This is a genomic window from Tardiphaga sp. P9-11, from assembly GCF_008329525.1.
GTDB lineage: Bacteria > Pseudomonadota > Alphaproteobacteria > Rhizobiales > Xanthobacteraceae > Tardiphaga.
This window is the reverse complement of record NZ_NPKQ01000011.1, coordinates 33860-48951: the sequence shown is the minus strand read 5'-3', so window position 1 is coordinate 48951 and position 15092 is coordinate 33860. Positions and strand designations below refer to the sequence as shown.

The following is a 15092-nucleotide window of genomic DNA, read 5'->3' as shown; positions in this document are numbered from 1 at the left end:
GTGCGCATTTTGGAAGGACGGAGTCAAAGATATGTTTGAGGGCGTATTGTGGCGGGTCTGTTGCGCCGCGATCTATGCGCCCATCAGCGCAGAAACATGGGCCGCGACCGATTCTTTCAGGCCCTGCAGATCATACCCACCCTCGAGCACCGAGACAATGCGGCCACCTGCGGTGCTGTCGGCGAGATCCATCAGCTTGCGTGTCACCCAGCCGAAATCCTCAGCGTCGAGGTTGAGCGACGCGAGCGGATCGCGGCGATGCGCATCGAAGCCGGCGGAGATGATGAGCAGTTCGGGTGCGAATTTCTGCAGTTGCGGCAGGATGAGATTGTCGAAAGCGGAGCGGAATTTCGCACCGCCATCGCCGTCGTGCAACGGCGCATTCACCACGGTATCGTGCTCGCCACGCTCCTGGGACGCACCGGTGCCGGGAAACAGCGGCATCTGATGTGTCGAGCAATACATCACCGTGGGGTCGGCCCAGAAGATGTCTTGCGTGCCATTGCCATGGTGGACGTCGAAATCCACGACGGCGGCGCGGGTAATGCCGTAGGTGCGTTGCGCATACCGCGCTGCAATCGCGGCCTGATCGAAGAAGCAGAAGCCCATCGGCTTGTTGTGCTCTGCGTGATGACCGGGCGGGCGTGTCGCGACGAAGGCATTGCTGTGCTCGCCCTTCATGACCGCGTCGGTCGCAGCCACGGCGCCGCCGACGCCGCGCATCACGGCTTCCCAGGTGCCGGGGGACATGGACGTATCACCGTCGAGATAGACGAGCCCGCTGCTCGGTGCGACATGACGCAATTCGTCGATGTAGTGATTGTCGTGGCACAGGCTGACCACATCGAGATCGCCCTCCGGCGCTTCGCCCCGCACCAGCGCGTTGAAGCGGTCTTCGCTGAGTGCCTGCGCTACTGCGCGTATGCGGTCGGGGCGTTCAGGATGGCCGGGCGGGGTGAGGTGATCGAGCGATGCCGGATGGCTCAGAAGGAGTGTCGTCATGCAAATGATCCGCGAGCGTGGGGAGCGCTGGTATGATGGGACGATAACCTAGCTGGTCGGGTCAGGTTCCGATAGGGGGACGCCCGCGAAACCCGGGCCTTGCTGCGTCCGGCGAGAGGAGCCAGCGCTGAAGGTCGACGCGATCCCGTCCATCGCCACGGAAGAAACTACCAATCAAATTCGCTGATCGCTTTCTTCACGACCTGTTCATAGCGTTTCATCGAGGCGTCATGACCGTGTGGAATTGAAACGCGCGTTAAGTCGCGACTGCTATCACTACGGGCAGCGGCATTCTGCGGAGAAGGTGCGCATATAGAGGCTGTCCGAACTCCGCAGTTGCACGTGCGTCTGTGGTGGGTTCGTGGGCGATGAGCGAGATGAGATATCCAAGGGGCGTACCCCATCTCCTGCGTTCGGTCTGGCCGTTCGTCGCCATCGTCTTGCTGCAGGCCGTTTTGGCAGGCGCCAGCATCAATATCCTGTCGTCGGTCCGCGCCTATGTCACCGGCGAGAGCCGCTGGTCGAAGGGGCAAATGGAGGCGGTGCATTCGCTTAGCCTCTATGCCGAGACGGGCGACGACAAATACTACCGGCGCTATCAGGCGAGCATTGCCGTGCCGCTCGGTGATCTCGACGCGCGCCACGCGCTGGAACGGCCGGTACCGGACCTGCAGGCCGCCCATGACGGATTCCTGCAAGGCGGCAACGATGCCGCAGACATCCCCGGCATGATCTCGCTGTTCCGCAATTTCAGTGAGGTCGTCTATCTCGCCCGCGCCATCGAGAGCTGGCGTGCGACCGATCCCGTGATCAGGCAACTGGTGGATACGGCCGACGCGATCCACGCAAACGTCAGCGAAGGCCGGGTCGGCTCGATGCGATTAGCGGCCCTGAAGGCGCAGATCGATCAGATCAATGAACAGACCACACCGCTTGCTGTCGCATTCTCGCAGCGTCTCGGTATCGGTTCGCGCGCCATTCAAAGCATTCTGCTCATTGCCAATGGGCTGACCGCGGCACTGCTGATCCTGCTCGGCATCTGGCGGACGCGCAATCTGCTGATCCAGCGCCAGCGTTTCGAGACGGCCCTGAAGATCGAGAAGGAGCGCGAGCAGGAATACATTTCCCGTCTGGCGTTTCAGGCCTCGCATGATGCGCTCACTGGGCTGGCGAACCGCCGCGAGTTCGAGCGCCGCGTCGAGGAAGCGCTGCCGCGCATCGGTATCGAATCGCGGCCGCATGCGCTGATGTTCCTCGATCTCGATCAATTCAAGATCGTCAACGACACTTGCGGCCATGCCGCCGGCGATCATCTGCTGCGGCAGGTCTCCGGTATGCTGCAGAAGCACTTGCGCGTGGACGATCTGCTGGCGCGTCTCGGCGGCGATGAATTCGCAGTGCTGCTGGAACGCTGCGAGCCGGATCGTGCCGTTGCGACGGCCGAGCGGCTGCGGCAGACGGTGGAGGAACTGAACTTCGTCTGGAACGGGCGCACCTTCAACGTCACCGTGAGTATCGGCCTCGTCTGTATTGTACACCCGGAGGTGACGCTGGAGGAAGCTCTGCGCGCCGCCGATGTGGCTTGCTACATGGCCAAGGAGAAGGGCCGCAATCGCGTTCAGCTGCATCAGGCCAGCGATTCCGAATTGCTGCAGCGGTTCGGTGAGATGACCTGGGTGCAGCGCATTCACGATGCGCTCGAACAGGATCGCTTCTGTCTTTATGCCCAGAAGATCATTCCGCTCGGCGAACGGGACGACGGCAGCCTGCATGTCGAACTGCTGTTGCGAATTCGAGACGAGGCAGGGCAACTGATTGCGCCCGGTCACTTCATTCCCGCGGCCGAGCGCTACGGGTTGATGACGCTGATCGACCGCTGGGTGGTCAGGAATGCCTTTGTCATTCTCGCCGCGCGGTTGGCCGAACATGCCATTCCGGTCTCGACCTGCGCCATCAACCTGTCTGGCGCGACATTCAAGGATGAAAGCTTTCTGGACTATGTCCGCGAGCAGTTCCGTATCTATCGGATACCGCCGACCATCATCTGCTTCGAGATCACGGAGACCAGCGCCATCGCCAATCTGGCCGATGCCAACAAATTCATTCAGGCACTGCAGCAGATCGGCTGCCGGTTCTCGCTGGACGATTTCGGCAGCGGCATGTCATCCTTTGCCTATCTCAAGCATCTGCCGGTCGATTATCTCAAGATCGACGGTTCCTTCGTCAAGGACATGCTCACCGACCCGATCGACCGTGCCATGGTCGAGATGATCAGCCATATCGGCAAGATCATGGGCAAGCGTACGGTGGCGGAATTTGTGGAGAGCGACGAGATCATTGCAGCGCTCACCGAGATCGGCGTGGACTTTGCGCAGGGCTATGCGGTGGGCAGGCCCGAGCCGTTCGATATCCATAACGAGATCGAACAGCGGGATGTGGCGTAGAAGGTGGAGGCCGTTGAAATTCACCACGGTCATGGCCGGACCGGCAAGTGCGTGTTGAATATGACGGGGCTCTTTCTTTCCCTCCGCACTGCGCGGCTTCGCCGCTTGAGGGAGGGATATCGCGACCGCCCGCGCGTCTCAGCTTCTTCGAATTTCAAACAGCCACTGCTCTTCAGACATGCGTCATCGCCCCCATTGTTTGCGGCGCGGGGGCGCCGTCGTGTTTCGCATTCCCGCCCTCCGGTGAGAGGGCGTGCGGAACGCCGGGTGCCCGTTGCACCCTTGGGCCTGATGCGATGCGGTCTTCCGCAATAGTGAATGCATCAGGACTTTCGGAGGCGCCGAGCAAATGCCCAGCGTTCCGCACGCGGTGTTTGACGGGGTGCCCGGCTTTCCAGATGAACCCTCAGACCCATCATTATTAGACCCCATTGCGATGAGGTCGGATTAGCGCAGCCAAGAACCGAACGCCTCGGATGAAGTCGTCCGTCACACTGTCCAGAGGGTCTTTCCATCTCAAGGCCGACCGTCTCGTTGCCAGTGGCAGTGCTGGCGCAGATCCGTCCTGCCCGAAGACAGACGTCACCCATGAACCGCGTGACGCCGCATCTCCGGCGCCCACCGCATCCAGCCCCACGACCGTGACGATCGCGATCGCCCCTCTCGGTGGGGCAGGACGAAGGGGAATATAGTCAAGAAGGGGATGTTGTCAACGAGAAATAGGAAAAAATGTTCGATACTCCAAGCTGTCATTCCCCGGCAAACCAATTGGTTTGCCTGAGGTTCGCACTGCAGCGGCTTCGCCGCCTTCGTGCGCCCGGAATGACGCGCCATGATAATTCTGGAATGATAGCGCAGGACAGGCGGATGCTTCCGCTAATCCACCCGCGCAATTCGTCCCAACGGCACCGGCGACACCGGGCTGTTGACCTTCATATACGCGTTCAGCGCATCGACATCATAGACGCCGACCAGCGGATCCTTGCCATCTTTCAGAACCGTGAAGCCATCGCCGCCGACGGCGAGAAAGCCGTTCACGGTGACGCGGTAGTTGGCAGCGGGCTCGATCACCTTGCCATCCAGCATCATGCGCCCGGGTGGAACGCGCTGGCCCGCCGCCGCCGTATTGTCCCAGGCATAGCTGAAGCCTTTCGACACCTGCAGGATGCGCGGCCGGCTCGGGGTGTTCCATTGCTGCTCAAGCGTCGCCTTGATCTGCGCGCCTGTGAGCGTCAGCGTCACCAACTGGTTGCGAAAGGGCTGCGCTGCGAAGACGTCGCCATAGGTCACTGTGCCGTCAGTGGATCTCACGATATCGGCGCGGATCCCGCCGGGATTGGTAAAGGCGATTACAGCACCGCCGAGTGTGCTCGTAGATGTCGCCGCGAGATGTGCGTCGGCGATGATATCGCCGAGCGGGCTTTCCCCGGTCGTCATGTCGGGTATGCGCGACAGCGTTGCGGTGATCGATCCGGCAGGACGGCTGGCGATCGGCGCGGCAACCTTGTCATAGGCGGCAAGCAAGGCCGTCTGGGCGGGATCTGCCGGATAGGTTGCCGTGCGCACAATGACGTTGTCCGCCTTCGCGCTGACGACATCGCGCGTGGTGCGGTCGAGCTTGAGATCGATGGTGGTGACCAGCGTGCCGTATTTATCGCCCGAAGTGACGAGGCGCCCGTCGATCTGGCACGTATAGGCGCGGTGGGTGTGGCCGCTGACCACAACGTCGACCGCCTTGTCGAACTTCTTCACAATATCGACGATGGGTCCGGAGATGCCCGGGCACTCATTGTAGTCGCCGGTGGGAAGGCCGCCTTCATGGATCAGCACCACGATGGCCTCGACGCCTTTGGCCTTCAGTTCGGGCACCAGCGCATTGACGGTGTCGGCTTCGTCCCAGAATTCCAGACCGGCGATCCCCGGCGGCGCAACCAGTCCCGGCGTACCTTTCAGCGTCAGGCCGATGAAGGCGACGGGAATGCCATCGAATGTCTTGATCTGATAGGGCGGCAGCAGCGGCTTGCCGGTTTTGGTATCGATAGTGGACGCAGCGAGATAGTTGAAGGTCGCGCCGGCAAAGGGATGCGGGCCCTGGCAGCCATCGACGGGGTGGCACCCACCGTTCTGCATGCGCAGCAGCTCCTCGCGCCCTTCGTCGAATTCGTGATTGCCGACCGAAGCGATCTCAAGGCCCATCATCGACAGTGCCTCGATGGTCGGTTCGTCGTGGAACAGCGCGGAGAGAAACGGGCTGGCGCCGATCAGGTCTCCTGCAGCCACGAACACGCTGTTCGCTTTGCCGGCGCGGAGCTGCTTCACCAGCGTCGCCATATGTTCGGCGCCGCCGGCGGGGATCGTGATCTTCTTCGTCCTGTCGGCGGGATCGTCGATGCTGATGCCGCCGGGGGCAGGGCGCAGATTGCCGTGGAAGTCGTTGATCGCGAGGACGGTGACGTCGACGGGAGCCGGCGTCTGCGCTGTTGCATAGGGCACTATACTGCCGAGCAAGAATGCTGCGGCAATGAGGGTTGAGCGAGGGCTGTTCATGCCGTCCAGTCTACTGCAGATACATTACGCCTTCTTGCGCGCGAAGAACGCCTTGAAAGCCGCAATCGCCTCCTGCGATTTCATGCGTTCACCGAACAGATGGCTCTCCTGATCGATGCGGCGGGTAAGGTCCTCAGGTGGGAGCTTCAACAGCCGGCGCGAGATCGCCACGGCTTCGGCGGGCAGGGCGCAGATTTCGCGGGCGACCTTGCGCGCCTCGACTTCGGTGTGGCCGGGCGCGACGATTTCATTGACAAAGCCGGCGGCCTTGGCGTCCTCCGCAGTCATCGTGCGGCCCATCACCAGGGTTGCGAAGGCGCGCTGATGACCCATGGTACGCGGAAACAGCAGGCTCGATGCGGCTTCCGGCACCAGACCGAGATGAATGAATGGTGTCTTGAAACTCGCGGACGTAGAGGCCAGCACATAATCGCAGTGAAACAGCATCGTGGTGCCGATGCCGATGGCGATACCGTCCACCGCCGCGATGATCGGCTTGGTGTTCTGAGCCAGCGAATAGAGAAATTTCACGGCGTTTGAAGCGCGCGGCACTTCGGCCTTGGCGACGCTGTCCTTCATGAAATCTTCGAGATCGTTGCCGGACGTGAAGACACCGGAGCCGCCGGTGATGATGATGCAGCGGATATCGGGATTGTTTTGTGCGGTGTCGATCGCCTCGCTCATGGAGCGATAGATGTCCTGGGTGATCGCATTCTTCTTCTCGGGGCGGCGCAGCGTGATCACGCGCGTGGCGTGTTCGTCGGTCACGATCAGATGTTCGGTCATGTCACTTCCTTGCAGCGCCCCGCAAAAAGCGCGGCTGGCGCGTTCCTCTGTCGGATACTACATCAATCCGCTGCAGCCGATATGGTTGGCGACGGTCTATGCCAGCAAAACGGCATCGGCCGACATCACGGATTCGCTTGAGTCCATCACGGTGCGTTCGAGAGATCCTGCCTGCACTGCAACATTCTCGGCGAAGAACCGCGCTACCGTTACGTAGCGCGCGGAATCGCCGTCGCCATCGCGTGCCGCGAGCGCTTCGTTGGCAAGCATGCAGCCACCGAGGGCGGAGCCGAACAGCCGCAGGTAAGGCGTGGCGCCAGAGAGTGCGTCGTTCGGTGCGGAGGCCAGCTTCTCCAGCAGCCATTTGCTCGATCGTTCCAGCGAGCCGAGCGCGTCGCGGAGTTTTGCGCCGGTGGTGCCGAAGGCGGGATCATTGGAGGCCTCGACGCGGCTGACGATGCCGGAGAGCTCGCCGAGCAGCGTCCACACTGACTCGCCGCCTGACGCCGCGAGTTTGCGCGTGACGAGATCGATCGACTGGATACCGTTGGTGCCTTCATAGATCGCCGTGATGCGCGCATCGCGGTAGTGCTGTGCCGCGCCGGTCTCTTCGATGAAGCCCATGCCGCCATGGATCTGCACGCCCAATGACGTCACTTCATTGCCGATATCCGTGGAGAAGGCTTTGGCGATCGGCGTCAGCAATGCGCCGCGCGCTGCAGCTTCGGTACGCACCTTGGCGTCGGGCGAACGTGCGGCGATGTCGAGCGCCACGGCCGTGGCGTAGCAGATGGTGCGTGCCGCGGCGGTCAGCGAACGCATCTGCATCAGCATGCGCTTGACGTCGGGATGCACGATGATCGGGTCCATCCCTGTGGTCTTGCTGCCGATGCCGCGGCCTTGTTTGCGCTCCTGCGCAAAAGCCAGTGCCTGCTGATAGGCGCGGTCAGCAATGCCGACACCCTCAAGGCCGACGCCGAGGCGGGCCTGGTTCATCATCGTGAACATGCAGAGCATGCCGCGGTTCTCTTCGCCGATCAGGTAGCCGATCGCACCGCCCTTGTCGCCCATGGTCATGGTGCAGGTAGGGGAGGCGTGCATGCCGAGCTTGTGCTCCACGCCCGAGGCATGGATATCGTTGCGTTCGCCGAGCGAGCCGTCAGCATTGACGAGGAATTTCGGAATCAGGAACAGCGAAATGCCCTTGGTGCCGGCGGGTGCATCGGGCAATCGCGCAAGCACGAAATGCACGATGTTGTCGGTCATGTCGTGATCGCCATAGGTGATGAAGATTTTGGTGCCGGAGATGCGATAGCTGCCGTCCGGCGCGCGCTCGGCGCGCGAGCGCAGGGCGCCGACATCGGAGCCGGCCTGAGGCTCGGTGAGCTGCATGGTGCCGGTCCATTCGCCGGTGACCAGCTTCTCCAGATAGATTTTTTTCAGCTCGTCGCTGCCATGGGCATCGAGTGCTTCGATGGCGGACAGTGTCAGCAGCGGGCACAGGCCGAACGCAATGTTCGACGCGCTCCAGATCTCGGTGCAGGCGGCATTGATCGCCAGCGGCAGGCCCTGGCCGCCGAAGGCTTCGGGGCCGGAGACGCCGTTCCAGCCGGCGGCAGTCCAGCGCGCGTAGGCATCGGGCCAGCCGGGGGCGGTGGTGACCTTGTTGTCGGCAAGCTTGATGCCGTTCTTGTCGCCCACGGTATTGAGTGGCGCCAGAACGTCACTGGCAAAGCGGCCGGCCTCTTCGAGCACGGCAGCGGTCATATCCGCGTCGAAATCGCCATAATGCCCGGCTTTCAGGGCTGCCTGCAGGCCGGCGCCGTGATTCAGGGCCAGCAGCATGTCGTTGATCGGTGCTCGGTAGGTCATGGCATCTCGCTCCCAGAGATTCTTTGGGTCCACTTTTCAGCTTTCCGCCGTCTTCCCACGAAACGCTCCGCCCCTCAACTCGCCAAAGGGCGCATGAGGGGCCTGCTCGGGAAGCGCGGCTGGACCTTGTTCAGGTGCTGTTGGAGCGGAATGCAGGCGTTTACGTCATGAAACAGAGGTGACGGGTCGCCGATGGGCCTGCCTTGGCCGGGGCGGAAGTGCTGTTCGCACGCGCCGTGCGGCGGTTGCCTCGGATAAGGTTCGCCTGCACCTGACGTTCCAGAGTTTCTCAAACGCCGGCGGATCGATCCCGGCTGCTGAAGCAGCCGGGCATCCGTGTCACATCCCGGCTTCAGCTTCCACGTTGACGACTGACTCGGCCAGACTGGTCAGCGCAGCGTCCGTCGCCTTCTCTTCCTGCAGCGTCGCATCGAGCAATGATGCCGCATCCGACATGCCTAGTTCTTGCGCCCATGTGCGAAGGGTGCCGTAACGAGACATCTCGTAATGCTCAACGGCCTGAGCGACAGCAAGGAGTCCAGCGTCGAGCGCGGGCATGCCCTTGTACTCGGTCATGATCTCGGTGCCCTCCTTCGTGATGCCCATGATGGCTGCACAGGTCTTGGCGACCGGCTTCTTGCCTGCGATCTTGAACACGCGCTCAAGGCGCTTGATCTGACCTGCGGTTTCCTTCTGATGCTTGAGGAAGGCCGCTTTCAGGCCCTTGTCTTGTGCGGCCTTCGCCATCTTCGGCAGGGTTGCGAAGATCTTCTTCTCGGCAAAGTACACGTCCTTGAGGGTGTCGTGAAAAAGGTCGGCGAGCAGCTTGGGCTTTTTGGCCATGGGATTTCTCCAATAAAAAGCCCCCACAGATGCAGGGGCCTCACATTCTGTGGTTGAGGTTGTTCACGCCCGACAAGCCGCTGAAAGCGTTTATGTTCCGGCGGGCGAGGAAAGACCTCCTCGAATGTCAGCCTTTACCTGCCCATGCCGGGCGCTCTCCTAACCATGGCGGCAGCGCATCCCACTCGGCAGCTCTCATCCGGCGCTCTTCGCCGCCAACATTGATGAAAACAAACGGTGCATCTTCCTGGCCTGTCTTGGAGCCGGAGAAAATCGCAGGAGTGCCGTACGCATCTCGAATGGCCGGCTTGATCGACATCTGTTCCTCGATCTGTGAGTTTGCGACGTTAACGCGTTTCACTGCGTGAGCAGACTTGCGATCTGATCATTCGCGGGAAACGCTTCGCGCTGACTTGGCAGGATCTGCGCTACTTCTTTCTGACCGCGCCCAGCGACGGCATGATCTTCGGACCGCCGCCTTTCAGACTCTCAGCAGCAGCGATCGTCTTGATTGGAACTTTCTTCGGCTTCTTTGTTTCGCGATTTCCCTTGGCCATGTCGTACTCCCGCTAAGTGAGATCGAGCGTTACCACGGCTAATCGTGAAAGACCGATTTATTATCAGCAATCCCTCGCTGACCTCGCACCGACACTTGTTCCGACTTTCCGTGCCCGAAGATACTGATGGCTATTCGCGAAGAAAGAGCGCACGCTTCACGCGCGCGCATTGATGACCCTGATGGTCCCTGCCGAGCGCGCTGCTTTTGCCACGAAATTGTCCGACGTGCCGCGGCTGGCGCAGCATTGCCAATTTTGGGCGATTGCCCTTCCAACCTTGAAATCGCGAGGCCGCAGATTGACGGTGTTCAGCCGGATTGCATTTATTGGCAATTCACTTCCACGCCGATGTGGGATCGCCACGTTCACCACCGATCTGCAGAGCGCAGTAGCAGCCGCCCGCGCTGACTCCAAAACCGTCATCGTGGCCATGACTGATCACGGTCATCTCTATGATTATCCGGCCACTGTTGGCATCCAGATCAATGACGGACTGATCAATGACTACATACGCGCCGCGGAATTCCTGAACGCCGGCCATTTCGACGTGGTGTCGCTTCAACATGAGTTCGGGATCTTCGGCGGCGTGGCGGGGAGCGATATCATACAGCTTCTATCGCTGCTCAAAATGCCGATCGTGACAACACTTCATACGGTTCTTGCGGAGCCTACCGCTGCACAGAAGGATGTCTTCACGCGCGTTGTCGAGATGTCGTCGAAAGTGGTGGTGATGGCGGAGAAAGGTCGGGAACTGCTTCGGACGATCTATCAGGTCGCCGAAGAGAAGATCGAGGTCATTCCACATGGAATTCCCGAATTCGCGTTTGTGGAGCCCGACGCCGCAAAGACCAGGCTCGGCTTCGCCGGCAGGTCTGTCATTCTGACGTTTGGCCTGCTTTCGCCCAACAAGGGCATCGAATTCATGATCGATGCGATGCCGTCCATCCTGAGCACCTGTCCGGATGCCGTCTATGTCGTACTGGGTGCAACCCATCCAAATCTGGTACGCGACGAAGGCGAGACCTATCGCGAGTCCCTTATTGCAAGAGCTCGCGAAGCTGGCGTCGCGGATCATGTCGTGTTCCTTGATCGCTTCGTTGACCAGGAGACTCTGCTCGAGTTCATTTCGATGTGCGACGTCTACGTCACGCCTTACCTGAACGAAGCGCAGATGACGTCAGGCACCCTGGCCTATAGTTTTGGCCTGGGAAAGGCCGTGGTATCGACTCCCTATTGGCACGCTCGCGAACTGCTTGCCGATGGCCGCGGCATTATCGTCCCGTTCGCGGACTCGGATGCGATCGGCACCGAGATCGAAAAGCTTCTGATCAATGCGCCACTGCGCCAGGCGATGCGCAAGCGCGCCTATGCCAGCAGCCGCTCCATGACCTGGGAACGAACGGCCGATCGATACATGTCGGTGTTCGAGAACGCGGGTCGCCGCCATCGGCTCAAGACCATTGCGAAGTCGGATACGAGTACGCTCCTGCGAGATAGTCGTGCGCCGCCCGAGATGCAGATTGGTCACTTCCTGTCGATGTGCGACGACACCGGGCTATTCCAGCATGCGGTCCACTGTGTGCCGGATCGCTCGCATGGCTATTGCGTCGACGACAATGCCCGCGCGCTACTGCTGGCATGTGCGTTGAACACTCCGGGCGAGCTGCGTCTGTCGGAGGTCCTGACCTCCCGCTTTGCAGCTTTCGTCCAGCATGCGTGGAATCCTGAAACGCACCGGTTTCGGAATTTCATGGCCTTCGATCGCGGCTGGCTGGAGGAGAGTGGATCGGAAGACAGTCATGGTCGCACGCTTTGGGCACTGGGCGTTTGCGCTCTTTCCGATGCGAATCCCTCTCGGCGCACCTGGGCTGCAACACTCTTTGCCCAGGCTTTGCCGGCAGTTGACGATTTCCTCTCGCCCCGTGCCTGGGCGTTCGCATTGCTGGGACTTGATGCGTATTGCACGACCGTCTCCAACAACAGTCATGCCAACACAACCCGGACGGCTCTGGCCGACAGACTTGTCTCGCTCCTCGAAAAAGTCGAGACGAGCGACTGGGTCTGGTTTGAAGACGGACTTTCCTATGACAACGCCAGACTCTGTCAGGCCTTGATTCTCACCGGCGTGGCGACGGAGAGGCCAGATTATCTGAATGCCGGACTCAGAAGCCTGCGCTGGCTGGTGGCCAAACAAACCTCGGCCAGCGGTCAGTTCCGGCCGGTGGGCACGGAAGGATTCCATGACATCCGGCGCCAGCCGCGTAGCTTCGATCAACAGCCCGTAGAGGCAACCGCCACCATCGCCGCGAGTCTCGCGGCGTGGCGCGCCGATCAAGACGTCGAATGGAAGAGTGAAGCTGCCCGGGTATTCGCGTGGTTCCTCGGCAGCAATGACCTTTCGATTTCGCTCGTCGATCTGGAGACAGGAAGCTGCCGCGACGGACTGCATCCGGACCGTGCGAATGAGAACCGCGGTGGCGAGTCAGTCGTCTCCTACCTGCTCGGGCTATCCGAGATTCGGCATATGGCGCGCATGGCTGAGGATAAACCGAAGTCAGCGGCCCGCGTGGCCTAATGGCGTTGTCGCCCCCTCAGAAAATTGAGAGTCCTTTGCCCTCATCCCCGATCCTGAATCGCCAAGATCTCTATCTCCGGCCCGATGCGTCCCGAGTCATCGTACGGCCGTTCAAACCCGCAACGGAGCCACGCGATCTCAATCCGACAGATAAGACGCGCGCCAATCATATTGTCGATCGGATCCTTGCGCTCAGTCCTGAGCAGGCAGAACACCAGTTGGCAGACGTTCTTGAAAATTTTCTGGGTCGCCACCGGAATTTGCTTCAGACGTTCGAGGCCCGCGCCGACGAAATGGAAGATGCGTTTCACGACCATAGTCAGTTTACGAAGATACAGCGTCAGCTGATCGGAGCTTACTTCCTGAGTGAATACTCCTTTGAAGCGTCGGCACTCTTCAATCCGAGCATCGTGCCCCACCCCGATCAATCGGGAACGTCAGCCGGCGCTCTGCGCTTTATCCTCAGCCTGCGCGCGGTGGGAGAAGGCCATGTCTCATCCCTGACGTTTCGCACAGGGCTTGTGGGCGCCGAGGGGGCCGTTAGCATCGATCCGACCGCACGCCTCGCATCAAATCCAACGGTGCAGCGCCCTGGCTCCGGACCTGGCGGCGAGGATGTCGACGTCACGTTCAGGAGCGGCGAGGATATCAGCGAACGGGTCATTTTTCCGATTACGGAATCGCAATCGAACGGCATCGAGGATGCGCGTTTCGTGAAATTCACGTATGCGGAGCGGACAGTCTATTACGCGACCTACACCGCCTATAGCGGCAGGGCGATCCGCTCTGAAATCATCGAAACGTCCGACTTCGTCACGTTTCGCTTTTCAGCTCTTCGAGGCAGTGCGTCACATAACAAGGGCATGGCACTCTTTCCCCGTAAGATCGACGGCCGGTTCGCGATGATCGCACGGCAGGACAACGAGAACCTCTACCTGATCTATTCGGATGATCTTTACACATGGGATGGCGGCACGCCGATCCTGAAGCCGGCCGCTCCCTGGGAATTCGTGCAGATTGGCAATTGCGGCTCGCCTATCGAACTGGATGAAGGATGGCTGTTACTGACCCACGGTGTCGGGCCAGTTCGCAAATATTCGATAGGAGCGGCGCTGCTCGACAAGAACGACCCGACAAAGGTGTTGGCACGCCTGCGTGAACCGCTGCTTCGGCCCGCGCCGTCCGAGCGCGAAGGTTATGTGCCGAATGTCGTCTACACATGCGGCGCAATGCGGCATGGCGACAGGATCATCTTTCCATATGCGATCTCGGACAGTTACTCGAACATCGCGACGATCGATATAAGAAACCTTCTCGCAGCGATGGACAGATGACGGTCCACTTGGCTTCAATCGAGATGCAGTCGGATGCGGCTCGGCGCGCTCAGCTCAAGATCTGTATTCTTCGTCAATCCGTGAAAGCAAACTCTTGGGAGACGCGTCGTGACTGGTGAAAAATCAAGGGCGCTCGTTGTCGGAACGACAGTCTTTTGGAAGAACGACAAGGATGATTTCGGCACCGTCATCGCCAAGGACTGGAGCAGCGTCACGGTCAAATGGGATAGCCGCGACAGCCAGAAAATCATGCACAACGATATGGATGGCTTCACGGCGGCCTGAAATTCGAGGTCGCTGCGAACACCCCTGATTACCACTTCGCTGAGATAAACCAGCGAAACAACGCCAGCACGCTGAAACAACGCGAAACGCCCGCCGGGGGGTAGATCCGGCAGGCTATTCAGTCATGTGGTCATTTGGCGATCGCCTGGCGCTGCAGAACTTGCGGCACCAGGCAAAAGAAGCCTATCAGCCAACCCGGAGGTTTTCTGCCGACGTCTTGCCACGGTTGGCTACTTCCTCGAAACTGACCTTGGCACCCTCATTCAGCGTGCTCAGACCCGCCTTCTCAACGGCCGAGATGTGAACAAAGACGTCTTTGCTGCCATCGTCCGGCTGGATAAAGCCGAAGCCCTTCGTCGCATTGAACCATTTTACTACGCCAGTGGCCACTTCAGTTCTCCCGGTTATCTCTGGAAGCACAGCAGCGCTCTATTCGGCGGCGAGTCAATCGAGCAAACTTTGATTTTCCCAAACAGAGCCCGCAATCCGCCGCCGGGACGACGATTGCCCCTCCCTCACGACCGAGATGTGCCGGCATTCCAGGGCAACATAATGCGCGAGACGGCCTACCGATGTGCTATTATCATCGAAGCCCAGCTCGGGCGGAGGACGAAACCATGGCCAAGGGCGAACAGCGAAGCAATCGCGAAACAAAGAAGCCGAAGAAGGACAAGATCAAGACGAGCGCAGCGGCTCCGTCCATGAAGGGACTGATGCATCCCGAGGCGGAAAAGCCCAGAAAGAAATAATCGACCAGGCGCATCGCCAGTAGAGCTGCGGCTTGCGAGCCCCGGCCACTTCGCACCCGATCTATGCGTGCGACCGAGCCACCGCGGTGGCCCACTGC

13 protein-coding genes are annotated in these 15092 nt (G+C 60.4%); 5 read left to right on the top strand and 8 right to left on the bottom strand.

Annotated features, from left to right (window positions below):
- Positions 1-72: 72 nt before the first annotated feature.
- Positions 73-1002 (bottom strand): histone deacetylase family protein, encoded by a 930-nt coding sequence (locus tag CIW50_RS25385; RefSeq protein WP_149533943.1) that lies wholly within the window; start codon positions 1000-1002, stop codon positions 73-75.
- Between the two features lie 377 nt (positions 1003-1379).
- Here CIW50_RS25385 and CIW50_RS25380 point away from each other — a divergent pair, with 377 nt between their 5' ends.
- Entirely contained in the window at positions 1380-3446 is a 2067-nt protein-coding gene (locus CIW50_RS25380; protein ID WP_149533942.1) for a putative bifunctional diguanylate cyclase/phosphodiesterase, read from the top strand.
- A gap of 876 nt (positions 3447-4322) precedes the next feature.
- Here CIW50_RS25380 and CIW50_RS25375 read toward each other — a convergent pair.
- The 6 genes from CIW50_RS25375 to CIW50_RS29790 all read right to left on the bottom strand — a co-directional run bounded on the left by CIW50_RS25375 (position 4323) and on the right by CIW50_RS29790 (position 10051).
- Positions 4323-5993, bottom strand: a complete 1671-nt coding sequence (locus tag CIW50_RS25375; RefSeq protein ID WP_149533941.1) for a bifunctional metallophosphatase/5'-nucleotidase — start codon at positions 5991-5993, stop codon at positions 4323-4325.
- A 24-nt stretch (positions 5994-6017) separates the two neighbouring features.
- Positions 6018-6779: a crotonase/enoyl-CoA hydratase family protein gene (locus CIW50_RS25370; RefSeq protein ID WP_149533940.1), complete on the bottom strand. Its 762-nt coding sequence runs from the start codon at positions 6777-6779 to the stop codon at positions 6018-6020.
- A gap of 96 nt (positions 6780-6875) precedes the next feature.
- On the bottom strand, positions 6876-8651 hold the full coding sequence (locus CIW50_RS25365; RefSeq protein ID WP_149533939.1) for an acyl-CoA dehydrogenase family protein: 1776 nt from the start codon (positions 8649-8651) through the stop codon (positions 6876-6878).
- A 339-nt stretch (positions 8652-8990) separates the two neighbouring features.
- The gene (locus CIW50_RS25360; protein ID WP_149533938.1) at positions 8991-9494 is read right to left on the bottom strand and encodes a YciE/YciF ferroxidase family protein; all 504 of its coding nucleotides are present in this window, start codon (positions 9492-9494) and stop codon (positions 8991-8993) included.
- A 127-nt stretch (positions 9495-9621) separates the two neighbouring features.
- Positions 9622-9813, bottom strand: coding sequence for a hypothetical protein (locus CIW50_RS25355; protein ID WP_149533937.1), 192 nt, complete (start codon positions 9811-9813; stop codon positions 9622-9624).
- 109 nt (positions 9814-9922) lie between these two features.
- On the bottom strand, positions 9923-10051 hold the full coding sequence (locus CIW50_RS29790) for a hypothetical protein (protein WP_283808865.1): 129 nt from the start codon (positions 10049-10051) through the stop codon (positions 9923-9925).
- Positions 10052-10349: 298 nt separating this feature from the next.
- Between CIW50_RS29790 and CIW50_RS25350 the strand changes: the two genes are divergently transcribed.
- The 3 genes from CIW50_RS25350 (at position 10350) to CIW50_RS29230 (ending at position 14245) form a co-directional block, all read left to right on the top strand.
- The gene (locus CIW50_RS25350) at positions 10350-12626 is read left to right on the top strand and encodes a glycosyltransferase family 4 protein (protein WP_149534047.1); all 2277 of its coding nucleotides are present in this window, start codon (positions 10350-10352) and stop codon (positions 12624-12626) included.
- Positions 12626-13960: a glycoside hydrolase family 130 protein gene (locus tag CIW50_RS25345; protein ID WP_149533936.1), complete on the top strand. Its 1335-nt coding sequence runs from the start codon at positions 12626-12628 to the stop codon at positions 13958-13960. Before CIW50_RS25350 ends, CIW50_RS25345 begins: the two co-directional genes overlap by 1 nt.
- A 108-nt stretch (positions 13961-14068) precedes the next feature.
- Positions 14069-14245, top strand: coding sequence for a hypothetical protein (locus CIW50_RS29230; protein ID WP_172980465.1), 177 nt, complete (start codon positions 14069-14071; stop codon positions 14243-14245).
- Between the two features lie 186 nt (positions 14246-14431).
- On the opposite strand, the gene CIW50_RS25340 is transcribed toward CIW50_RS29230, so the two are convergent.
- Complete coding sequence (locus CIW50_RS25340; protein ID WP_115029484.1) at positions 14432-14635, bottom strand: cold-shock protein; 204 nt, start codon at positions 14633-14635, stop codon at positions 14432-14434.
- Between the two features lie 227 nt (positions 14636-14862).
- On the opposite strand from CIW50_RS25340, the gene CIW50_RS29785 reads away from it, so the two are divergent.
- Positions 14863-14994 carry a hypothetical protein gene (locus CIW50_RS29785; RefSeq protein ID WP_283808864.1) on the top strand — a complete coding sequence of 44 codons (132 nt, stop codon included), beginning with the start codon at positions 14863-14865 and terminating at the stop codon, positions 14992-14994.
- Positions 14995-15092: the final 98 nt, after the last annotated feature.